This window comes from Comamonas aquatica NBRC 14918 (assembly GCF_000739875.1).
Classification (GTDB): domain Bacteria; phylum Pseudomonadota; class Gammaproteobacteria; order Burkholderiales; family Burkholderiaceae_C; genus Comamonas; species Comamonas aquatica.
On sequence record NZ_BBJR01000037.1, the window covers coordinates 72,841 to 95,094 of the forward strand.

Below are 22,254 nucleotides of genomic sequence, written 5' to 3' on the forward strand. Positions count from 1 at the left end.
CCACAAACAAAAAAGGCCGCCAGTCTTGCGACCAGCAGCCTTGGGCATCAGCAACAGCTAGCAACTGCCAGCCGCACGCTGAAAAGATGTTTACAACACGCGCGCTCTCACGCTCTTGCCCTTCACCCGCCCATTGTTCAGCTTGGCGCAGGCCTCCGCCGCAATCCGGCGGTCCACCGCCACATAGGTGGAGAAGTCGTTCACGCTGATCTTGCCGATCTGCTCGCGCGTGTAGCCAAAGTCGGCGCACATGGCGCCCATCACGTCACCGGCGCGGATCTTTTCCTTGCGCCCGCCGATGAGCTGGATGGTCATCATGGGGGGCAGCAGGGCGCCGCCGGGGGCGGGCGTCAGCTCGGCCACGTCGAACCATTCCGAGGCGCGGCCCTGCAGCTGTTCGATCTTGGCGACGTGCACCATCTCCTCCATGTCCACCAGGTGCAGGGCCAGGCCCTCGGCATCGCCGCGGCCGGTGCGGCCGATGCGGTGGATGTGGACCTCGGGGTCGGGCGTGACGTCGATGTTGATCACCGCCGACAGGTTGGCGATGTCCAGGCCGCGCGCGGCCACGTCGGTGGCGACCAGCACGCTGCAGCTGCGGTTGGCAAACTGCACCAGCACCTCGTCGCGCTCGCGCTGTTCCAGCTCGCCGAACAGGGCCAGGGCGCTGATGCCCTGGGCCTGCAGGGCGGCGACGGCTTCGCGGCACTGCTGCTTGGTGTTGCAGAAGGCGATGGTGGATTCGGGGCGGAAGTGCGCCAGCATCTGCACGACCACGTCGAGCTTGTGCCGGGCGGGCACTTCGTACCAGCGCTGGGCGATCTTGTGCGCGCTGTGCTGGGCGGCGACCTGGACCATCTGGGGCTCGCGCATGAAGCGCTGCGCCAGCTGGGCAATGCCTTCGGGATAGGTGGCCGAGAACAGCAGGGTCTGGCGCTGCGCGGGGCATTGCTCGACCACGGTGACGATGTCGGCGTAAAAGCCCATGTCCAGCATGCGATCGGCTTCGTCCAGCACCAGGGTCTGCAGCTTGGAGATGTCCAGCGCGCCGCGCTCGATCAGGTCCATCACGCGGCCGGGCGTGCCGACGACGATGTGGGCGCCGTTCTCCAGGCTGGCGATCTGGTTGCGCGAGGGCACGCCGCCATAGACGGTGACGACCTTGATGTTTTCCTGGGCGCGCGCCAGGCGGCGGATTTCGGTGGCCACCTGGTCGGCCAGCTCGCGCGTGGGGCACAGCACCAGGCCTTGCACGGCGAACCAGCGCTGGTTCAGTCGCTCCAGCAGGGGCAGGCCGAAGGCGGCGGTCTTGCCGCTGCCGGTGCTGGCCTGGGCGATCAGGTCCTGCCCGCGCAGCGTCAGCGGCAGGCTGGCGGCCTGGATGGGCGTCATCTGCTCATAGCCCAGCTGCTGCAGGTTCTGCAGGGTGGCGGGGTGGAGCGACAGGGAAGAGAACGCCGTGGATGCGGCTGCGCCGGCGGCGCTGGGCGAGGTAGTCATGGCCCGAATTATCCGGGGACGCACCCACCGGCCGTGCGGCGGGGCGCAATACCCCGGCGTCAGGCCCTGTGGCCGGTCTGGCGCTCCAGCACGGTGACGGCGCCTTGCGGCAGCAGCTCGATGTGCACCTGCACGCTGGGGATGGCGGCCATCAACGCGGCCTCGGTGCGGTGGCGCCAGTCGGCGGCCTGGGCCAGGCTCCAGTCGCCGGGCAGGTGCAGGTGCAGGTCGATGAAGCTGTGGCCACCGGCCTGGCGCGTGCGCAGGCTGTCGAAGACCAGGGCCACGCCGGTCTGGGCCTGGGCGGCCTGCACCTGGGCGTGCAGCACGGTCTCGACCTGCAGCAGCTGTTCGGGGTCCATGGCCACGTCCATCAGGCCCTGGGCGGCACGCCAGACCAGCACGGCGCCGTGCCACAGGATGTTCAGCGCCACGACCACGCCGGCCAGCGGGTCCAGCCACCACCAGCCGCTGAGGTGGGCCAGCCCCAGGCCCAGCACCACGCCCACCGAGGTGTAGACATCGGTCATCAGGTGGCGGGCATCGCCTTCCAGCGCCATCGAGCGGTAGGTGCGGGCGCTGCGAAACATCAGCCAGGCCAGCGCGCCGTTGAGCACGGTGCTGGCCAGCGACAGGCCCAGGCCCCAGTCCAGGCGCTGCAGCGGCTGGGGGTCCAGCCAGCGGGCCACGCTGACCCAGATGATGGCCAGGCTGGCGCCAATCACCAGCAGCCCCTCGAAGCCGGCCGAGAAGTACTCCGCCTTGTGGTGGCCATAGGGGTGGTCGTCGTCGGCCGGGCGCTGGGCGATGGTCACCATGGCCAGCGCGAAGGTGGCGCCGGCCAGGTTGACGAAGGATTCCAGCGCATCGGACAGCAGGCCCACCGAGCCGGTCAGCAGCCAGGCCAGCATCTTCAGCACGATGGTGACCACGGCCACGGCGATGGAGATGGAGATGCGCAACAGGCTGTGCGGCCTCATCCAGTCCGAAGTGCGTGCGGGTGTCTGCTCTGCCATGTCAGCCTCTGTAATTGAGAATGATTTTGGCTCTCAGCCCTTATATATCAAGCGCTGACAGCTATCGTTTTTTTCAACACTGCCTGCAGTGTGGCACAAAACGCCCGCCGGCGTGGTTCAGCGTCCGCGCTGGGCCTGGCGGTAGGCACCCGGGGCCTGCCCGGTCCACTGGTGGAAGGCGCGGATGAAGCTTTTCTCGCCCGCAAAGCCGCAGGCCTGGGCAACGCGCTTGAGGGGGGTGTCGGTGCGCTGCAGCAGGTGCAGGGCGCGGTCGCGGCGCACCGCGTCCTTGAGCGCCTGCAGGCTGGTGCCGTGCGCCTGCAACTGCCGGTGCAGGCTGCGCGGCGCCAGGTGCAGCTCGGCGCACAGCGTGGCCGCCGTGTGGCTGCACTGCGGGTGGGCGGCCAGGGCCTGGCGCACGCGCTGCACCAGGGGCTGGGCCGGCTTGTAGGGGCGCACCTGCAGCGGCAGGGCGCGCTGCAGCATGGTGTTGAGCGCGGCCTCGTCGCGCACCAGGGGCAGCTGCAGCCAGTGGGCGTCCAGCTCCAGGCTGGCAGCGGCGGCGCCAAAGCGCACCGGCGCGTCGAACAGCCGGCCATAGACCGCCTGGTGGGCGGGCGCCGGGAAGGGAAAACTGGCCTGGCGCAGCGGCAGGCGCGTGTCCACCAGCCAGCTGGCAAAACCGTGCAGGTTGCGCAGCACGGACAGCAGGCAGAACTCCTGCATCGCGCCCAGGTCGCGCCGCGCCTGCACGCGGATGGTGGCCAGCGGGCCGTCGACCTGCAGCGCCAGCGCCAGGTCGTCCGTCAGCAGGCCGTGGTGGCGGCACCAGCGCGCCACGGCCAGCCCCAGCGAGGGGCTGCTGATGCTGGCGCGCGCCAGCAAGCCGTAGCTGCCCCAGGGCAGGCGGCGCTGGAACCAGCCCAGGCCCTCGTCGTCCAGCTCGCGCATGGCGTGGGCGCACAGCAGCTCCATCTGCAAGGCGGTGATGCGGGCCTGGTCATCGGCCAGCAGCGCTGGCGCAATTTGCGCCTGCTGCAAGGCCAACCCCACCTCCATCCCACGCTGCGCATAGGCCTGTGCCACGCAGCGTACAAAGGCGATCGGTGTGAAAGCGGGGTGCTGGCCGGCGGCGGCCGGCACCAGGGCGGGGGTGGTCATATGGCCATTATTGCAACCTCCGTGACCACATCTGTATCGTGATTCGCCCTAGGCTTGCAGCATGCCCTGCCGGGCCGCACGCCGCGCCCGGCCCCACCCGACGGAGACGTTCACGCCCATGCGCCACCGCCCCCCTGCCCTGCCCGCCGCCTCAGGCGGTGGTCTTGCCCGGCTTCAGGCCTGCGGCGCGGCAGGCCACGGCCAGGCGTTTGCGCAGCGACACCTCGGCCATGTCCAGTTCACTGACCATGGCGCGCAGGGCTTCGTCGTTGATGCGGTGCGCCTGCCGTTCGGCGTACAGGGCGTCGCGCTCCACCTGGATGCAGCGCACGCGCAGCTCCATTTCCTTGACCAGGCGCTGGCGGCGCTCGTGCACCATCTCGGGGGTGTCGCGCTGCGCCTCGGTGGACGTGGCCACGCCCGAGCTGTCGTCCAGCAGGTGGATGCGGTTGCGGTATTCCTGCGTGATGCGGCCCACCACCTCCTGGTACTGGGCCACCCACTGCTCGTCGTGCTGCTGCATGTCCTCTTCGGTCAGCGTCAGGCTGGCGATCGCCGCCTTGCAGGCCACGGTGCGCGCGACACGTTCCTCCAGCTGGGCTTCCGTGTCCTCGTGCGGCGGCATGCGGCGCAGGATCAGCGGCAGGGCGATGGCGCCCAGCACCAGGGTGAACAGGATCACGCCAGTGGCCAGGAAGATCAGCAGGTCGCGCTCGGGAAACGGGCGCCCGTTGTGCAGGTGCACGGGAATGGACAGCGCCGCCGCCAGGGTGACGGCGCCGCGGATGCCGGCCATGGTGGTCGCCAGGTTCAGCAGGTGCGAGGGCTTTTCGGCCATCTTGCCTTCGCGGTGGGCCTTGCGCAGCGCGCCGTGCACGCCCAGCGTGATCCACGCCCAGCGCACCAGCAGCAGCGCGATCGAGATCACGGCCACATAGCCCACCAGCTTCCAGCCTTCGTGGCCGGCATCCATCAGCGTGACGCCGATGATGGACGGCAACTGCAGACCCAGCAGCAGGAAGATGGCGCCGTTGAAGGCGGCTTCCACCATGTTCCAGGTGCCTTCGGTCTGCAAGCGCTCCGAGATGAAATTGCTGCGGTCCAGGTCGGCGAAATTGGTGGCCACGCCGGCGGCCACGGCCGCCAGGATGCCGGACACGCCGATCTTTTCACCCACGATATAGGCCGCAAACGGCAGCAGCACCAGCAGCAGCACCATCTGCGTGGCGGCCACGTCGCCCACGCGGCGCGTGATGGCATCGCGCGCATAGCTGAAGCCCCAGCCCAGCAGCGCTCCGATGCCCAGGCCGCCCACGGCCATCCAGGTGAAGTCCTTGGCGACATTGCTCCACGAGAACACGCCGGTCAACGTGGCCAGTACGGCGAACTTGACAGCCACCAGGCCCGAGGCGTCGTTCAGCAGCGACTCGCCCTCCAGCATGTGCATGGTCTTGTGCGGCATGCCCAGGTTGCGCGTGATGGCCGAGACGGCCACCGCGTCGGTGGGCGAGACCACGGCCGCCAGGGCGAAGGCCACGGTCAGCGGCATGGCCGGAATCATCCAGTGGATCAGGTAGCCCAGGCCCAGCACGGTGATCAGCACCAGGCCGAAGGCCAGCAGCAGGATGGGGCGCGCCAGGGCAAAGAATTCGCGTTTGGGGATGCGCCAGCCGTCGGCAAACAGCAGCGGCGGGATGAACAGCAGCAGAAACAGTTCCGGGTCGAAGGCGATGTGCAGGCCGCGCTGGGGCCAGGCAATCAGGGCACCCAGGGCGATCTGGATCAGGGGCAGCGGAATGGCGCGAACGTAACGGGCCGCGATGCCGGTCAGCGCCCCCAACATCAGCACCAGCAGGACGGTTTCAACGGTGTGCATGCGGCATTGTCTGGTGTCGCTGGCGCGCTTCCGTCGCAAACGATCACAAAAACCCTGAATCAACATCGGGATAACCCTAGGGATACCAAGGAGACAACATGGGCGTTCTAAACAGCCAACTCAACCCGCGCTCGGCCGACTTCCAGGCCAATGCGCGCGCGATGCAGACCCTGGTCGATGACTTGCGCGCACGTTGTGAGCAGATCGCCCAGGGCGGCGGCGAGGCCGCGCGCGCCAAGCATGTGGCACGCGGCAAGCTGCTGCCGCGCGATCGCGTGCAGATGCTGCTGGACCCCGGCACGCCGTTCCTGGAAGTGGCGCCCCTGGCGGCACTCAACATGTACCACAACGACGCGCCGGGCGCGGGCCTGATCGCCGGCATCGGCCGCGTCAGCGGCGTGGACTGCATGATCGTGTGCAACGACGCCACGGTGAAGGGCGGCACCTACTACCCGATGACGGTGAAGAAGCACCTGCGTGCCCAGGAGATCGCCCAGCAGAACCGCCTGCCCTGCATCTACCTGGTGGACTCGGGCGGTGCCAACCTGCCCAACCAGGACGACGTCTTCCCCGACCGCGACCACTTCGGCCGCATCTTCTACAACCAGGCCAACCTCAGCGCCCAGGGCATTGCGCAGATCGCCGTGGTCATGGGCAGCTGCACCGCCGGTGGTGCCTATGTGCCGGCCATGAGCGACGAGTCCATCATCGTCAAAAACCAAGGCACCATCTTCCTGGGCGGCCCGCCGCTGGTAAAGGCGGCCACGGGCGAGGTGGTCAGCGCCGAGGACCTGGGCGGCGGCGACGTGCACACGCGCCTGTCCGGCGTGGCCGACCACCTGGCCGACAACGACCTGCACGCCCTGGCCCTGGCGCGCACGGCGGTGAAGAATTTGAATAAAAACAAGCCTGCAGCGCCCGCCGATGCTGCGCCAGCAGCTCCGCTTTTTGATGCGCAAGAGCTGTATGGCGTGATCCCGACCGACACGCGCAAGCCGTTTGACGTGCGCGAGATCATTGCCCGCATCGTCGATGGCAGCGTGTTCGACGAGTTCAAGGCGCGCTTTGGCAGCACCCTGGTCTGCGGCTTTGCGCGCATCGAAGGCATGCAGGTGGGCATCATCGCCAACAACGGCATCCTGTTCAGCGAATCGGCCGTCAAGGGTGCGCACTTCATTGAGCTGTGCTGCCAGCGCAAGGTGCCCCTGGTGTTCCTGCAGAACATCACCGGCTTCATGGTCGGGCGCAAGTACGAGAACGAAGGCATTGCGCGCCACGGCGCCAAGCTGGTCACGGCCGTGGCCACGGCGGCGGTGCCCAAGTTCACCATCATCATCGGCGGCAGCTTTGGTGCCGGCAACTACGGCATGTGCGGCCGCGCCTTCAGCCCGCGCTTTTTGTGGATGTGGCCGAACGCGCGCATCAGCGTGATGGGCGGCGAGCAGGCCGCCAGCGTGCTGGCCACGGTCAAGCGCGACGGCATCGAGGCCCGCGGCGGCCAGTGGAGCGCCGAGGAGGAGAACGCCTTCAAGACCCCGATCCGCGAGCAGTACGAAGTCCAGGGCCACCCCTACTATGCCAGCGCCCGCCTGTGGGACGACGGCGTGATCGACCCCGCCGACACGCGCCGCGTGCTGGCCCTGGGCCTGTCCGCCAGCCGCAATGCGCCGATGGAGGACACCAAGTTCGGTGTCTTCCGCATGTAATGGACCGATGACCCAGCCAGGAGCACGCCCATGACCCGTCCCGTCACCCTGACCACCAACGCCGGTGTGGCCACCATCACGCTGAGCCAGCCGGAGATCCGCAACGCCTTCAGCGACGAGGTGATCGCCGAGATCACCGCCGCCTTCGAGGCCGTGGCCCAGCACGCCGCCGTGCGTGCCGTGGTGCTGGCCGCCGAGGGCCCGGCCTTTTGCGCCGGCGCCAACCTGAACTGGATGCGCCGCATGGCCGACTACAGCCGCGAGGAGAACCTGGTCGATGCCGGCAAGCTGGCGCAGATGCTGCGCACCATCTACACCTGCCCGCACCCCACCATCGCCCGCGTGCAGGGCGATGTCTACGCCGGCGGCCTGGGCCTGGTGGCGGCCTGCGACATGGCCGTCAGCGTGGACAGCGCCCACTTCTGCCTCAGCGAGGTCAAGATCGGCCTGATCCCCGCCACCATCGCCCCCTACGTGCTGCGCGCCATGGGCGCCCGCGCCGGGCAGCGCTACTTCCTGACCGGCGAGCGCTTTGACGCCGCCGAGGCTCTGCGCATCGGCTTCGTGCACCAGGTGGTCGTCCCCGAGGCGCTGGACGACGCCGTGGACGGCCTGCTCAAGCACCTGCTGCAGGCCAGCCCGGCCGCCGTGCGCGCCTGCAAGCGGCTGGTGCAGGACACGGCGGGCCACGCCATTGACGAGGCCCTGATCGCCCGCACCGTGGAAGGCATTGCCGAGATCCGCGCCAGCGCCGAGGGCAAGGAAGGTGTGCAGGCCTTCCTGGCCAAGCGCAAGCCGGCCTGGCTGTCCTGAGCCCCACCGCACGCCACGCTGAACGCCCATGAACGACCTCTGGAACACCCTGCTGCAGTGGCTGCACCGCGTGGGCCTGCACCCCGACCGCACGGCGGTGGAGCAGGCCGGCGGGGCCGTGCTGGACAGCGCCAGCGCCGCAGCGGCCGAGGTGGGCCAGGCCGTCGGCAGCATGGACATGGCCAGCCTGCTGGCCCTGGCGGCGGCCCTGGGCTGGGCCAGCGGCTTTCGGCTGTACCTGGTGGTGTTCCTGGTGGGCCTGCTGGGGGCCACCGGCGCCCTGGTGCTGCCCGGCAGCCTGCAGGTGCTGGCGCACCCGGCCCTGCTGTTCGCCAGCGGCGGGCTGCTGTACGTGGAGTTTTTCGCCGACAAGATCCCCGGCGTGGACTCGCTGTGGGACCTGCTGCAAAGCGTGCTGCGCGTGCCCGCCGGCGCGGCCCTGGCGGCCGGTGTGTTCGGCGCCGACCACGCCACCATGGCCCTGGCCGCAGCGCTGATGGGCGGCACGCTGGCCGCCACCAGCCAGGCCGCCAAGACCACCACGCGCGCCGTGATCAACACCAGCCCCGAACCCTTCAGCAACCTGGGCGCCAGCCTGGCCGAGGACACGGCCGCCGTGGGCGCCGTCTGGCTGGCACTGGCCCACCCGGCCGTGTTCGCCGCGGTGCTGGCGGTCACGGTGGTGCTGATGTGGCTCGTCACCTGGATGCTGTGGCGCTTTCTCAAAACCGCCCTGCGCAAGCTCAGAGGCTGGATGGGGGCGACCGAACCCGCACCACCGCAATTGCCAAAAACATAGCTGCTAACGTTTACCCAATAAGCGCTAGAGCCTCAAAACACTTCAAACGGAGACAAGGCATGTTCACCAAAATTTTGATTGCCAACCGCGGCGAAATCGCCTGCCGCGTGGCTGCCACCGCCCGCCGCCTGGGCATCCAGACCGTGGCCGTGTATTCCGACGCCGACGCCCAGGCCAAGCACGTGGCCGCCTGCGACGAGGCCGTGCACATCGGCGGCAGCGCGCCCAAGGACAGCTACCTGCGCTGGGAGCGCATCCTGCAAGCCGCCCAGGCCACCGGCGCACAGGCCATCCACCCCGGCTATGGCTTCCTGAGCGAGAACGAAGACTTCGCCCAGGCCTGCCAGGCCGCCGGCCTGGTCTTCATCGGCCCGCCCGCCAGCGCCATCCGCGCCATGGGCCTGAAGGCCGAATCCAAGCAACTGATGGAAAAGGCCGGCGTGCCCCTGGTGCCCGGCTACCACGGCGCCGACCAGCATCCTGAGTTGCTGCAGCGCGAGGCCGACCGCATTGGCTACCCGGTGCTGATCAAGGCCAGCGCCGGCGGCGGCGGCAAGGGCATGCGCCTGGTCGAGCGGCGCGAGGACTTCGCCGCCGCCCTGGCCAGTTGCCAGCGCGAGGCCATCAACAGCTTCGGCAACGACGCCGTGCTGGTCGAGAAATACGTACTGCGCCCGCGCCACATCGAGATCCAGGTGTTTGGCGACACCCAGGGCAACTGCGTCTACCTGTTCGAGCGCGACTGCTCCGTGCAGCGCCGCCACCAGAAGGTGCTGGAAGAGGCCCCCGCCCCCGGCATGACCGAAGCCCTGCGCCAGAAAATGGGCGCGGCCGCCGTGGCCGCCGCCCAGGCGGTGCACTACGTGGGCGCGGGCACGGTGGAATTCATCGTCGAGCAGCCCGGCGGCTACGACGCGCCGGACGCCATGCAGTTCTACTTCATGGAGATGAACACCCGCCTGCAGGTGGAACACCCCGTGACCGAGGCCATCACCGGCGAAGACCTGGTGGAGTGGCAGCTGCGCGTGGCCGCCGGCCAGCCCCTGCCCAAGCAGCAGTCCGAGCTGAAGATCATCGGCCACGCCATCGAGGCCCGCATCTGCGCCGAGAACCCCGACAACGGCTTTCTGCCCGCCACCGGCACGCTGCAGGTCTACCGCAAGCCGGCGTGCAGCAGTTTTGCCATCAGCGATGTGCGCGTGGACGACGGCGTGCGCGAGGGCGATGCCATCAGCCCCTTCTACGACAGCATGATCGCCAAGCTCATCGTGCGCGGCGACACGCGCGCCCAGGCCCTGGCGCGGCTGGATGCGGCCCTGGCGCAGACGCAGATCGTCGGCCTGGCCACCAACGTGCAGTTCCTGCGCCATGTGGTGCGCAGCACCGCCTTTGCCAATGCCCAACTGGACACGGCCCTGATCGAGCGCGAGAAGGCCGCACTGTTCGACCAGCAGCCTGTACCCACCGCCCTGGCCGTGGCCGCCGCCGTGGCCCAGCTGCTGCAGGCCGAACAGGCGCTGCAGACGGCCGACCCCTTCAGCCGCCGCGACGGCTGGCACAGCCACGGCAGCCCGCGCCGCCCGCTGCAGCTGCTGCAGGGCGGCACGCCCGTCGCCGCCAGCCTGACCACGGCCCACGACGGCCAGCTGCAGCTGCAGGTGGGGGACACCACAGGCCGCCTGGACTGGCAGCCCCAGGGCGACGGCCTGCTGGTGCAGTTTGCCGGCCTGCGCAGCACCGCCCAGGTGCATGTGCAGGGCGAGGTGCGCCACATCTTCACGCCCCAGGGCGCGGCCGTGCTGGAGCTGCCCGACCCGCTGGCCCACGCCGGCGAGCACGGCGCCGAAGGCGGCCGCCTGACCGCGCCCATGCCGGGCAAGCTGGTGTCGTTTGCCGTGCAGGCCGGCGATGCCGTCACCAAGGGCCAGCCGCTGGCGGTGATGGAGGCCATGAAGATGGAGCACACCATCGCCGCGCCCGCCGACGGCGTGGTGCAGGAGCTGCTGTACGCACCCGGCGACCAGGTCAGCGAAGGCGCGGAGCTGATCCGCATCGAGGCGACCGCCTGAACGCGCGCCGGCCGCAAACGGCCGGTGGGCGGGGGTGGGGGTGGGGCGGGGCCACCGCCCTGCCGGCTGCGTTCCGCGCCCCCCCTCCGCAGGCCCCGTTCGGTTGCACGCAAACCCATAGCTGCCCGCGCAGGATGTACGCCATCTTCCAATGAGAAAGCCTACGAATTGCTTGCACTACTTGCGCTAGCAGCTCCTTTTTTGAAAGTAGCTCTGTCCCCGTGACAGACAGGCCATCGCCCACCCTGTAACCTTGCCGCCATGCGAGTGACTTTTTGCTGTACGGGTACCAAGGCCGAACCTTGGCTGGAAGGACTGCGCGCCGCCTTGCCGCATGCCGACATCAGTGTGTGGGCGCCCGGTGCGCCCCAGGCGGACTACGCCGTGGTCTGGGCCCCGCCCCAGCAGTTCCTGGACGAGCAGCCGGGGCTGAAGGCCTTGTTCAACATCGGTGCCGGGGTCGACGCGCTGCTGAAGCTGCGCCTGCCCCCCCAGGCCCAGGTGGTGCGCCTGGACGATGCCGGCATGTCCGTGCAGATGGCCGAGTACGTGACCCAGGCCGTGATCCGCCACTTCCGCGAACTCGATGCCTACGAGGCCGACATGCGCCAGGGCCAGTGGCAATTCCGCAAGCCCCAACTGCGCTCCGACTTCCCCGTCGGCGTGATGGGCCTGGGCGTGCTGGGCGAGCGCGTGGCCAAGGCACTGCGCGTGTTCGAGTTCCCCGTGCGCGGCTGGAGCCGCAGCCCCAAGCAGATCGACGGTGTGCAGACCTTCAGCGGCGAGGCCGGTTTCCACGACTTCCTGCGCGGCACGCGCGTGCTGGTCAACCTGCTGCCGCTGACGCCCGAGACCGAGAACATCCTGTGCCGCGACACGCTGCAGCAGCTGCTGCCCGGCGCCTACCTGATCAACGTGGCGCGCGGTGCCCACCTGGTGGAAGAGGACCTGGTGGCCCTGATCGCCCAAGGCCATGTGGCCGGTGCCATGCTGGACGTGTTCCGCCAGGAACCGCTGCCCGCCGGCCACCCGTTCTGGACCATCCCGCAGATCACCATGACGCCCCACACCTCGGCACGCACCCTGCGCGAGGACAGCATTGCCCAGATCGTCGGCAAGGTCGCCGCCCTGAGCCGCGGCGAGGCCGTGGTCGGCATGGTCGACCCCCGGCGCGGTTATTGACCCGACCGTTCACAGACCCACAAGGACCACCCCATGAGCTACCCTACCCGCGTCAAACTGGTCGATGTCGGCCCCCGCGACGGCCTGCAGAACGAAAAGCAGCCCGTGCCCGCCGCGGTCAAGATCGAGCTGGTGCACCGCCTGCAGGCGGCCGGCCTGAAAGAGATCGAGGTCACCAGCTTCGTCTCCCCCAAATGGGTGCCCCAGATGGGCGACAACGCCGAGGTCATGGCCGGCATCGAGCGCCGCGCCGACGTGCGCTACTCGGTGCTGACGCCCAACATGAAGGGCTTTGAAGCGGCCGTGCTGTCACGCCCCGATGAGATCGTGGTCTTCGGCGCGGCCAGCGAGGCCTTCAGCCAGAAGAACATCAACTGCTCGATCGCCGAGAGCATCGAGCGCTTCGCCCCCGTGGTGGCCGCCGCCCGCGCGGCAGGCATCCAAGTGCGCGGCGCCATGAGCTGCACCGTCGGCTGCCCCTACGAAGGCGAGGTGGCGCCCGAGCGCGTGGCCTACCTGGCCGGCCTGATGAAGGGCATTGGCGTGCAGCACATCGGCGTGGCGGACACGATTGGCGTGGGCACGCCCATCAAGGTGCGCAAGGCCATCGAGGCCACGCTGCAGCACTTCGACCTGAATGACATCTCCGGCCATTTCCACGACACCTACGGCCAGGCCCTGTCCAACACCCTGGCGGCCCTGGCAATGGGCGTGTGGCAGTTCGACACCTCGGTGGCCGGGCTGGGCGGCTGCCCCTACGCCAAGGGGGCGACGGGCAATGTGGCGACCGAGGACGTGGTCTACATGCTGCACGGCATGGGTATCGACACCGGCATCGACCTGGACCAGCTGATCGATGCCGGCCAGTTCATCAGCGATCACCTGGGCCGCCCCACGCAATCGCGCGTGGCCAAAGCGATCCTGGCCAAACGCGCCAGCAGCGCGGCCTGCGAGGCGGTGTGAATGTGCGGTTCTGAATTGCATCCCCTGCCCGAAGGCGTGCAGCGCGTGGCGCGCTACCTGCAGCAAGTCGGTCATCCCCACTCGCCCCAGATGCTGGAGGGCGCGGCCCGCACCGCGCAGGAAGCGGCCGACCAGTTGGGGATCGCCGTCGGCCAGGTGGCCAAGAGCGTGATCTTCAAGCGCAAGGAAGACGGCGCCTCGGTGCTGGTGGTGGCGGCCGGGGATCGCCGCGTGGATGAAAAAAAGGTGGCCGCCCTGGTCGGCAAGATCGGCCGCGCGGATGCCGACTTCGTCAAGGACCGGACCGGTTTCTCCATCGGCGGCGTCAGCCCGGTGGCACACGCCCACGCGCCCGTGACCTTGATCGACCGCAGCCTGCAACGCTTTGACGTGCTGTGGGCAGCGGCCGGTCACCCGCATGCGGTGTTTGCCCTGAACATGGAGGCCCTGCGCGCCCTGGCCCAGGCCCCGGTGGTCGACATTGCGCAGCGGATGGACACGGAGGCAGCGCCTGTCGCCTGCGCCATCCCGCCTGTGCCCGACGCCTTGCGGCACAAGTTGCAGACCCTGCTGGCCCAAGGCAGCCTGCAGCCCTCGGCCGCCGAGGCTCCGCCCTCGCCCTGCATCTCCGTCTGTCGTATGGATGCAGACCGCCAGTACTGCGTGGGCTGCCTGCGCACCCTGGATGAATTACGCTGCTGGGGCAAGGCCGATGCCACGGCCAAGCGCCACATCTGGCAGCAGATCCAGCAACGCTGCGGGCCGGCTTCTTAACCCCCTGGAAAGGCAAGCGACATGCGCCACATCACCATGCACCTGGACTTTGTCTCGCCCTACGCATGGCTGGCCTTCCAGCAGTTGCCCCACACCCTGGCGGGCCTGCACTGCCACGTGGAGTACCGCCCGGTCCTGCTGGGCGCCTTGCTGCAGCAGCACCACAACCCGGGGCCGGCCGGCATCCCTGCCAAGCGGGTGTGGACCTACCAGCACGCCGTGTGGCTGGGGCAGCACCTGCAGATTCCGCTGCAGATGCCGGCTAAGCACCCATTCAACCCCCTGCCCCTGCTGCGCCTGGCACTGCAAACCAGCCACGACGGCAGCATCAACCGCTATGTGGCGGAGACCATCTTCCGCCACGTCTGGCAGGGCGGCAAGGATGCTTTGGCCCCCGCGCGGCTGCAGGCCCTGCAGGCCGAACTGCAGCCGCGTTTCATCGCCGCCGCCGATGCCACCGAGGCCACCAAGCCCCTGCTGCGCAACAACACCGAAGCGGCCGCGGCCCTGGGCGTATTTGGCGTGCCCGCCTTCACCGTGGACGGGCAGAATTTCTGGGGGCTCGACAGCCTGCCGATGCTGCGCGACTACCTGGATGGGCACCCCTGGTTCCAAACCGAGGGCTGGGTAAATGCCGATGCCACTCCCTCGGGTTTGGCCTGATTTCAAGCACCGCCTTCCCCGGTAGGAATTTCCGGCGATGTCACATCCCGAAACAGACTGCGCGGGTTTGACCTGAATTTGTCAGAAGTGCGTCAGTTTGACGCAAGTTCGCGTTGGATTCGCGTCAGAAGTGGGTCAGTACGGCCTCCAAGAATGTGATCGTCCGCACATGGCGGCAAGCAACAATCACATTCAGGAGACAACACCATGGCCATCAACGCTGCAAACGGCGTAGGTCCGAAAGGCACTGCCGCCGCTCGGCCCATGACGCCAGAAGAACGCAAAGTGATCTTTGCGTCATCCCTCGGCACTGTGTTCGAGTGGTATGACTTCTACCTCTACGGTTCGCTGGCAGCCATCATTGCCAAGCAGTTCTTCAGCGGACTGGATGCAGGCTCCGCCTTCATCTTCGCGCTGCTGGCGTTTGCAGCCGGCTTCATCGTCCGTCCATTCGGTGCGCTGGTCTTCGGCCGCCTGGGTGACATGATCGGTCGCAAGTACACCTTCCTGGTGACGATCCTGATCATGGGCATCTCCACCTTCATCGTGGGTGTCCTGCCCAACTACGCCACCATCGGCGTGGCAGCCCCCATCATCCTGATGGTGCTGCGCATGCTGCAAGGCCTGGCACTGGGCGGCGAATACGGCGGTGCGGCCACCTATGTGGCCGAACACGCGCCCCACGGCAAGCGCGGCGCCTACACCTCCTGGATTCAAACCACCGCCACGCTGGGCCTGTTCCTTTCGCTGCTGGTGATTCTGGGCACCCGTACCGCGATGGGCGAAGAAAAGTTCCAAGACTGGGGCTGGCGCATTCCCTTCCTGGTGTCCATCCTGCTGCTGGCCATTTCGGTGTGGATCCGCATGACGCTGTCGGAATCCCCCGCCTTCCAGAAGATGAAGGCCGAAGGCAAAACCTCCAAGGCACCGCTGGCTGAGTCCTTCGGCCAATGGAAGAACCTGAAGATTGTGCTGCTGGCACTGGTCGGTCTGACTGCCGGCCAGGCTGTGGTCTGGTACACCGGCCAGTTCTACGCGCTGTTCTTCCTGACACAGCAGTTGAAGGTCGATGCCGTCACCGCCAACCTGATGATCGCCGCCGCGCTGCTGCTGGGTACGCCCTTCTTCGTGGTCTTCGGTTCGCTGTCGGACAAGATTGGTCGCAAGCCCATCATCATGCTGGGCTGCGCGCTGGCCGTGTTCACCTACTTCCCCGTGTTCAAGGCCCTGACCTCCGCCGCCAACCCGGACCTGGCCGCCGCACAAGCGAACGCCAAGGTGGTGATCGTGGCTGACCCCGCCGAGTGCTCGTTCCAGTTCAACCCCACAGGCACGGCCAAGTTCACCAGCTCCTGCGACATCGCCAAGCAAGCCCTGGCCAATCGCTCGGTCAGCTATGACACCGAACAGGCACCGGCTGGCACCCCTGCCGTCATCAAAATCGGCGAGCACACCATCCCCAGCTACAGCTCGGTGGGTCTGAGTGCCGACGATGCCAAGGCCAAGGGCGCTGCGTTCACCAAGAGCCTGGCAGAAACCTTGAAGCAGGACGGCTACCCCGACAAGGCCGACCCCGCCAAGATGAACAAGCCCATGATGATTCTCATCTTGTTCTATCTGGTGATCCTGGTGACCATGGTCTACGGCCCCATCGCAGCCATGCTGGTGGAGATGTTCCCCACCCGCATCCGCTACACCTCGATGAGCCTGCCCTACCACATCGGTAACGGTTGGTTCGGCGGCCTGCTACCCACCATGTCCTTCGCCATCGTTGCCCAGACCGGCAACATGTACAACGGTCTGTGGTACCCCATCATCATTGCAGGCGCCACTGCCGTGATCGGTACCCTGTTCCTGCGTGATACCAAGGATGTGGATATCTATGCCGATGACTGATTAAAAGTCACTCCCCACAGTTGTGCGCCCCGCCTCAAAGCGGGGCGTTTCTTTTCAGCGCGACCACGCATGGTGCACAGCAATATTCTTCTGTTGTTGTCATGCATCATTCGTCATCAAAACTTCACCCAAACGCCCTGTACGGCAGGTGCAATCCCTAAAATTTGACCAGCCCTTTGCAAGTGCTAGTCACACAAAGTTGATGGCTACCCTCAACCCACCAAGGAAATAACATGACGAAGACAACTCGCGTGATGCTGGCCGTGCTGGCCGTTTGCGGCACCTCCGCCGCCATCGCCCAAAGCAGCGTGAACGTGTATGGCCGTATCAACACCACCGTGGAAAGCCAGAAAATCGGTGCCGATAGCAAATCGGTCATGAATGACAACAGTTCTTTCATTGGCTTCCGCGGTACCGAAGACTTGGGCAATGGCCTGAAGGCAGGCTTCCAACTGGAAGGTCGTTTCAACGCAGATAATGGTTCTGGCGAAGGTGGCGGTGGTTTGAACTTCGCACGCCACAGCGAAGTGAACCTGTCGGGCAACTTCGGTACCGTGCGCCTAGGCAAGTTCAACGTGGGCTCCTACCTGGCCACTGCGGACTACATCAGCATGCACAACCACGACACGGGTTCCTCGTCGGATGCCCTGTACGCCTATGTCTTCCCAGAAGGTAACCAGATCTCTTACCGCTCGCCTGACTTCGGTGGTGTGACTGCCGAGTTCAACTACGGTTTTGGTGAAAAGGCCAACCGCGAAACTACGCTTACAGGCTTTGGCTTTGATCCAGCTAATGCTGTGGGTGGTCAACACAAGGGCGCTTTTGATGCAGCGCTGAACTACAACAATGGTCCCCTGGGGCTGGGGCTGGGCTACACACAAGCCAAAACAAACGATGCTGGTGACTCTCTCAAGGAGCAGCAACTGGGCCTGCGTGCCAGCTACACCATCAACAGCCTGACACTGGGCGCCTACTACCAGTATTACAAGGCAAGTGCTGATGCGTTCGATACCAAGCGCCACGCCTACCGTCTTGCAGCCATGTACACCCTGGGTGCATCGGAATTCCACGCCAACGTGGGCCGTGCTCAAGGCTACAAGGGTGATTTGGACAACCTCAAGACATCGGCAACCCAGTGGACGCTGGGCTACAACTACAACCTGAGCAAACGCACCAAGGTGTACGGTTACTTCACCAAGATCAGCAATGGTGACGATATCGGATACGGCCCTGTTACCAACGCTGGTGACAACTTCCGTTCCATCGCCGTGGGCGTGCGCCACCTGTTCTGATCACCCAGAGCGTAAGCTCTCTGCAAACCCTGGCTGGTGTAATGCCTCCAGGGTTTGCGCCAAGGTTGAAGCCCCAGTTCTCAGGAGTTGGGGCTTTTTTCTTGGCGACAGCCTCCAAGCTTGAAAAGTGGATACCCCTTCTTCAGAACAAAGGAGACTCTCATGTGGAAAATTGCCGTGGCTTTTGCCATCTTCGCCGCCATTTCGTTGTACATGATCATGCAATTTGGCGATCAGGTGGACATGAGCGGAGAAAAACACGGTGCTGATGCAGTGCACGCACCGGCACCTGCAGAAGCCAAGTGAGTGAGCCGGAAGGTCCGAAGCTCCAATCTGTGAGCGCCTGGCGCTCACCCAGATTCGGTTCTCAGGTGTTTGGTGCCCTGAATCGCAATAAGAGCGCACGCAGTGCGCTCTTATTTTTTGAGAATTGGGAGTGAGCGCACTTGTGATCCATAAGCTGCCAATGCCGGTTCACAGTAAGCGGCCGGCCATCCCACCTTGGCTAGGCATCGGTGTGGGATGCCGCTAGATTGGCTATCGGAGGTTCAGGATGCGCCGGGCACCGCTGAGCACTATCAGCGCAATGACTGCGCCAATCACGAGGTCAGGGTACGAGGAGCCCGTCCAAGCGACCAAAACACCAGCGACTATCACCCCCGCGTTTGCGATCACATCATTCGCAGAAAAAATGTAGCTTGCCGTCATGTGGGCGCCCCGATCCCGCTTCTTGGCGATCAGCACCAGGCAGGTGACGTTGGCGATCAATGCGACCAGCCCGATACTCATCATGAGCATGGACGCCGGCTCACTTCCCACAACTGCCCGCCGAACGACCTCCAAAAGCGCGCCAAGCGCAAGCACGACTTGCAACCAACCAGCGATGTGCGCTGCCTTCATCTTCAAGGCGGCGGCGCGGCCCACCGCATAGAGCGCCAGTCCGTAGACCGCCGCATCGGCGAACATGTCAAGCGAGTCCGCTATGAGACCTGTGGACTGGGCGATCAGGCCAACGATCAACTCAAAGACAAACATCGCACCGTTGATAGCGAGCAGCAGCTTTAAGGTCCGAGCCTCAGAGGCATTCCCCTCTGCGTCTGGGGCCGTAGACTCGTCGCTTTGCACGCTGTCCAACACTTGCGCGCCGAGGTTGAGAGGGATGAGACGGCCCAGCAGCTCTTGCGTACTTCCCCCATGCTGCACGGTGAGTACACGGTCCTTCAGATCGAAGTCCAGTGCCGCAACAGCCGACGCATCGGCCAGCGCCATCCGAATGAGATTCTCCTCCGACGGGCAATCCATCTTCGGCACGGAGAAACGCGTCTTCCACTGCCCGCCTTCGGTGCGCCTCTCGCTTGTCAGCAGAACCGCACCCAAGTTCAGGGGCGTCAGCTTCTGGGCGATCCTGGCGGGCTCGCCCGAGTGCACCACCCGGAGCTGCCGATGGGCCAGATCGAAGGTCATCGGCCCAACCCCGGTCAGACCACCCAGCGCCATGCGAATGAGGTTCTCCTCGGAGGGGCAGTCCATTCCCGGAACTGAAAATGTGCTCTCCACGGAAGCAATGGCGCTTGGGGCCTCGTCGACCGTCTGCGAATTGCAACTGCTCGAGCAGCTACTGCTTTGACATGTACTCATGTCCCGTATTAGAAACCCTCAAGTAGCTGTAGAGTCAAGCGGTAGGTAGGCAAATATGAAAATCGGTGAACTATCGTCATTGGCAGGGTGCTCCGTTCCCGCGGTGCGCTTTTATGAAGCAGAGGGCCTTCTGCAGGCGCCCCTGCGGGCCGCCAACAACTATCGGCAATATGGCCAACAGCATGTCGACAGGTTGGCCTTCATCGTTCGGTGCCGCTCGCTGGACATGTCGCACGACGATATCCGGGCTCTGCTGCAGTTGCAGGACGACCCCGCCATGTCCTGCGACGAGGTCAATGCCTTGCTAGACGATCAAATGCGCTTGGTAGAGCAGCGAATCGCCGAGTTGCAGGCGCTGCGCAAGCAACTGCGTGCCATCCGCAGTACCTGTGCGGGAGGGGTATGCGTTGGCGATTGCGGTGCACTTGAATCGCTGCGCAGCGCCACTGGGGCAAGCTGGCCAACCGTTCGCTGAGCGGAGCCTCAAATAACGACATTCAGCTCGGTGCGAACCAACGATGCGGTAGCAACTCGTGAACCAGGCTAACCCGTTGCGTCGGCAAGCGAGCCAAAACGTCCTTGAGATACGCATAGGGATCATGCCCATTGAGTCGTGCTGACTGGATGAGCGTCATGACGGCTGCTGCCCTCTGACCAGCTCGTAGGCTGCCCGCAAAGAGCCAGTTGTTGCGGCCAATGGCAATCGGCCGAATCTGGTTCTCGATCCAGTTGTTGTCCACGGGCAGCTGTCCGTCATCGACGAACCGGGTCAAAGCCTCCCAGCGCCGCAAGCTGTAGTCCAGCGCTTTGGCGCTTGCCGAGCCTTCCGGCACCTTCTGGCGTTGCAGCACCATCCACTGGTGCAAGGCATCAAGCAGCGGCTTCGTTTGTTGTTGCCGGATGGTTTGGCGCTGATCGGTCGCAATCTCCTTGACCTCACGCTCGATCTCGTAGACCCGCGCGAACTGCTGCAGCGCGACCTCGGCGATCTGGCTTTGGTTCGCCGCGTGCAAATCGAAGAACTTGCGCCGCGCGTGCGCCAGGCAGCCGACCTCGGTCACACCACTTGCGATCAAGGCCTTGTAGCCGCTGAAGTCGTCACAGGTGAGGCTGCCTCTCCAGTCGCCCAGGAAGCGCCGGGCGTGTTCGCCCGAGCGCGATTCGCAGAAGTCGTAGACGACCGCCTTGATGTTCTCGAAGGCGCCCGTGGCATAGGCCCATAGGTACGCCCGGTGCGCCTTGCCGTTGCCCGGCTTGAGCATGGACACCGGCGTCTCGTCGGCATGCAGCACGCGGCGCTGCAGCAGCTCTGTCCTCATGGCGTCAACCAGTGGCTGCAACTGCACGCCACACGAGCCCACCCATTGCGCCAGCGTGGAGCGGGGGATGGCTAGGCCGGCGCGGCCGAAGATCGCTTCCTGGCGGTACAGCGGCAGGTGGTCGGCGTACTTGGCCACCAGCACTTGCGCCAGTAGCCCAGTGGTAGGGATGCCTTTGTCGATGATGTGAGGATCGACAGGCACCTGGTGAATCGTCTCGCACTGGGCACAGGCCCACTTGCCCCGGATGTGGCGCTCCACCGTGAACACGCCGGGCGCGTAGTCCAGCTTCTCGGCCACGTCCTCGCCGATGCGCTTCATCTGGCAACCGCAGGCGCAGGTGGTGGACTCGGGCTCGTGGCGGATCTCGCGCCGCGACAGGTTGGCCGGCAGGGGTGCGCGTTTGGGGACTTGCTTGTCTTGGCGGCCTGCCACTGGCGGCGTGGCCTGCTCGATCTCATCGGCCACCGCCTGCAGGTCCTCATCCAGCGATTCATCGAGCAGGCTCTTCTGCTCGGCGCTGAAGCGCTCCGACTGTGCGGCGAACTTCATGCGCTTGAGCAGTGCGTTCTCGTGCGTGAGCTTGTCGATCTGCGCCTGCTTGAAGACCGCCTCTTGGCCCTGGCGTGCGATCACGCCGTCTCGCTCGGCCAGCTCACCCATCAACGACAGCAGGGCCGCTCGCATCTGCTGCGGCTCCAGGGTGTCAAGGTGGTCTGCGGTGATCACGGGAGAAGATGATGCGGCTAACATCACATTCGCGCATCGGTGCAAGCGCTGATTGCCTGGCCAACGACCGGAGCACTCAAAGTACAGTGATGACTCCAGCCTCGCCGACGTTCTTCCAGGGCAGGCCCAGCACGAGCGCATCGAACTGCGTTCGGCTGAGTGTGGCGGTGGTGGCGGCATCGCGCGGCCAGACGAACTTGCCGCTATTCAGGCGCCGGGCCGCCAGCCAGACACCGATGCCGTCGTGCACCAGCACCTTCATGCGGTTGGCTCGTCGATTGGCGAACAGATAGGCGTGGTGTGGGCGCGCTGCGCCAAAGACAGCCACTACCCGGGCGAGCGCCGTCTCGGTGCCTGCTCGCATGTCCAGCGGCTCGGTGGAGAGCCACAGCGCATCAATGCGGATCATCGGAGCCAGTCGCGCAGCCACGCTGCACATGACGCTGCATCTTCCAGGGGCCAGTTCACGGTGACTACGCTGGCGCTGCGCCGAACATCAACGCGAATCGCACGCGACACGGGCGGCGAGCTGGTCTCGGTTGCTGGGAGCTGTTCAACTGGTGGAGGCAGATTCAGCGCAACGAACTCATTCCGGGGCGCTGGCAACAGGGAGTCTGCTTGCTCGCGCATCCAGCGATGAACGATGTTGGCGTTGATTCCGTGTGCAAGCGCTACGCCGGCCACTGACGCGCCGGAGACCTGGCATTCGGCCACGATCTGGCCTTTAAGTTCCGGGGAGTAGTAGTGCCGCTTGGGGCGCTGGGCGATCGTGTCGTTCGCCATAGTGTGCGTGATGTTCATCGTGCACACGATGCCTCGACACTGGGTCTATCTCAAGATGGGATTGCCGGACGCTTA

General features: G+C 65.9%; 20 protein-coding genes and 1 pseudogene. 13 read left to right on the top strand and 8 right to left on the bottom strand.

Translation table 11 applies throughout. The annotated features are described in order from the left end of the window. Positions 1-90 precede the first annotated feature (90 nt). The 4 genes from dbpA to CA2_RS07205 all read right to left on the bottom strand — a co-directional run bounded on the left by dbpA (position 91) and on the right by CA2_RS07205 (position 5,553). On the bottom strand, positions 91-1,500 hold the full coding sequence (dbpA, locus tag CA2_RS07190) for an ATP-dependent RNA helicase DbpA (protein ID WP_042414524.1): 1,410 nt from the start codon (positions 1,498-1,500) through the stop codon (positions 91-93). 59 nt (positions 1,501-1,559) lie between these two features. Beyond that, entirely contained in the window at positions 1,560-2,516 is a 957-nt protein-coding gene (locus tag CA2_RS07195) for a cation diffusion facilitator family transporter (protein ID WP_042414532.1), read from the bottom strand. A gap of 117 nt (positions 2,517-2,633) precedes the next feature. Beyond that, positions 2,634-3,677, bottom strand: coding sequence for an AraC family transcriptional regulator (locus CA2_RS07200; RefSeq protein WP_042414535.1), 1,044 nt, complete (start codon positions 3,675-3,677; stop codon positions 2,634-2,636). 151 nt (positions 3,678-3,828) lie between these two features. Next, positions 3,829-5,553 carry a Na+/H+ antiporter gene (locus CA2_RS07205; RefSeq protein ID WP_042414539.1) on the bottom strand — a complete coding sequence of 575 codons (1,725 nt, stop codon included), beginning with the start codon at positions 5,551-5,553 and terminating at the stop codon, positions 3,829-3,831. Positions 5,554-5,651: 98 nt separating this feature from the next. Between CA2_RS07205 and CA2_RS07210 the strand changes: the two genes are divergently transcribed. The 12 genes and pseudogenes from CA2_RS07210 to CA2_RS18240 all read left to right on the top strand — a co-directional run bounded on the left by CA2_RS07210 (position 5,652) and on the right by CA2_RS18240 (position 18,016). Then, positions 5,652-7,259 carry a carboxyl transferase domain-containing protein gene (locus CA2_RS07210; RefSeq protein WP_042414542.1) on the top strand — a complete coding sequence of 536 codons (1,608 nt, stop codon included), beginning with the start codon at positions 5,652-5,654 and terminating at the stop codon, positions 7,257-7,259. A gap of 30 nt (positions 7,260-7,289) precedes the next feature. Beyond that, positions 7,290-8,072 (top strand): enoyl-CoA hydratase/isomerase family protein, encoded by a 783-nt coding sequence (locus CA2_RS07215; protein WP_042414544.1) that lies wholly within the window; start codon positions 7,290-7,292, stop codon positions 8,070-8,072. Positions 8,073-8,100: 28 nt separating this feature from the next. Further along, complete coding sequence (locus tag CA2_RS07220; RefSeq protein ID WP_042414546.1) at positions 8,101-8,871, top strand: DUF4126 domain-containing protein; 771 nt, start codon at positions 8,101-8,103, stop codon at positions 8,869-8,871. 59 nt (positions 8,872-8,930) lie between these two features. Then, entirely contained in the window at positions 8,931-10,940 is a 2,010-nt protein-coding gene (locus CA2_RS07225; protein ID WP_042414548.1) for an acetyl-CoA carboxylase biotin carboxylase subunit, read from the top strand. Positions 10,941-11,201: 261 nt separating this feature from the next. Beyond that, positions 11,202-12,122 (top strand): 2-hydroxyacid dehydrogenase, encoded by a 921-nt coding sequence (locus CA2_RS07230; RefSeq protein ID WP_042414550.1) that lies wholly within the window; start codon positions 11,202-11,204, stop codon positions 12,120-12,122. A 33-nt stretch (positions 12,123-12,155) separates the two neighbouring features. Then, entirely contained in the window at positions 12,156-13,085 is a 930-nt protein-coding gene (locus CA2_RS07235) for a hydroxymethylglutaryl-CoA lyase (protein WP_042414552.1), read from the top strand. Next, positions 13,086-13,577: pseudogene (locus tag CA2_RS18810) on the top strand (YbaK/EbsC family protein); the annotation flags it as partial. Continuing rightward, positions 13,578-13,859, top strand: coding sequence for a DUF1289 domain-containing protein (locus CA2_RS18815; RefSeq protein ID WP_369441183.1), 282 nt, complete (start codon positions 13,578-13,580; stop codon positions 13,857-13,859). 21 nt (positions 13,860-13,880) lie between these two features. Beyond that, entirely contained in the window at positions 13,881-14,522 is a 642-nt protein-coding gene (locus CA2_RS07245; protein WP_042414559.1) for a 2-hydroxychromene-2-carboxylate isomerase, read from the top strand. Between the two features lie 207 nt (positions 14,523-14,729). After that, positions 14,730-16,418, top strand: a complete 1,689-nt coding sequence (locus CA2_RS07250) for an MFS transporter (RefSeq protein ID WP_042414562.1) — start codon at positions 14,730-14,732, stop codon at positions 16,416-16,418. A gap of 233 nt (positions 16,419-16,651) precedes the next feature. Next, positions 16,652-17,710, top strand: a complete 1,059-nt coding sequence (locus CA2_RS07255) for a porin (protein WP_042414566.1) — start codon at positions 16,652-16,654, stop codon at positions 17,708-17,710. 162 nt (positions 17,711-17,872) lie between these two features. Continuing rightward, positions 17,873-18,016, top strand: a complete 144-nt coding sequence (locus tag CA2_RS18240; protein ID WP_169741455.1) for a hypothetical protein — start codon at positions 17,873-17,875, stop codon at positions 18,014-18,016. A 231-nt stretch (positions 18,017-18,247) separates the two neighbouring features. On the opposite strand, the gene CA2_RS07260 is transcribed toward CA2_RS18240, so the two are convergent. After that, entirely contained in the window at positions 18,248-19,348 is a 1,101-nt protein-coding gene (locus CA2_RS07260; protein ID WP_077446928.1) for a cation efflux transmembrane domain-containing protein, read from the bottom strand. Positions 19,349-19,403: 55 nt separating this feature from the next. Between CA2_RS07260 and cadR the strand changes: the two genes are divergently transcribed. Continuing rightward, positions 19,404-19,823, top strand: a complete 420-nt coding sequence (gene cadR / locus CA2_RS07265) for a Cd(II)/Pb(II)-responsive transcriptional regulator (RefSeq protein ID WP_010791743.1) — start codon at positions 19,404-19,406, stop codon at positions 19,821-19,823. A gap of 22 nt (positions 19,824-19,845) precedes the next feature. On the opposite strand, the gene tnpC is transcribed toward cadR, so the two are convergent. The 3 genes from tnpC to tnpA form a co-directional block, all read right to left on the bottom strand. Next, positions 19,846-21,396, bottom strand: a complete 1,551-nt coding sequence (tnpC, locus tag CA2_RS07270) for an IS66 family transposase (RefSeq protein ID WP_031757192.1) — start codon at positions 21,394-21,396, stop codon at positions 19,846-19,848. 76 nt (positions 21,397-21,472) lie between these two features. After that, complete coding sequence (tnpB, locus tag CA2_RS07275) at positions 21,473-21,805, bottom strand: IS66 family insertion sequence element accessory protein TnpB (protein ID WP_003121550.1); 333 nt, start codon at positions 21,803-21,805, stop codon at positions 21,473-21,475. Next, a complete protein-coding gene (tnpA, locus tag CA2_RS07280; protein WP_071536238.1) occupies positions 21,802-22,179 on the bottom strand; it encodes an IS66-like element accessory protein TnpA in 378 nt (125 codons plus the stop codon). Before tnpA ends, tnpB begins: the two co-directional genes overlap by 4 nt. Positions 22,180-22,254 lie beyond the last annotated feature (75 nt).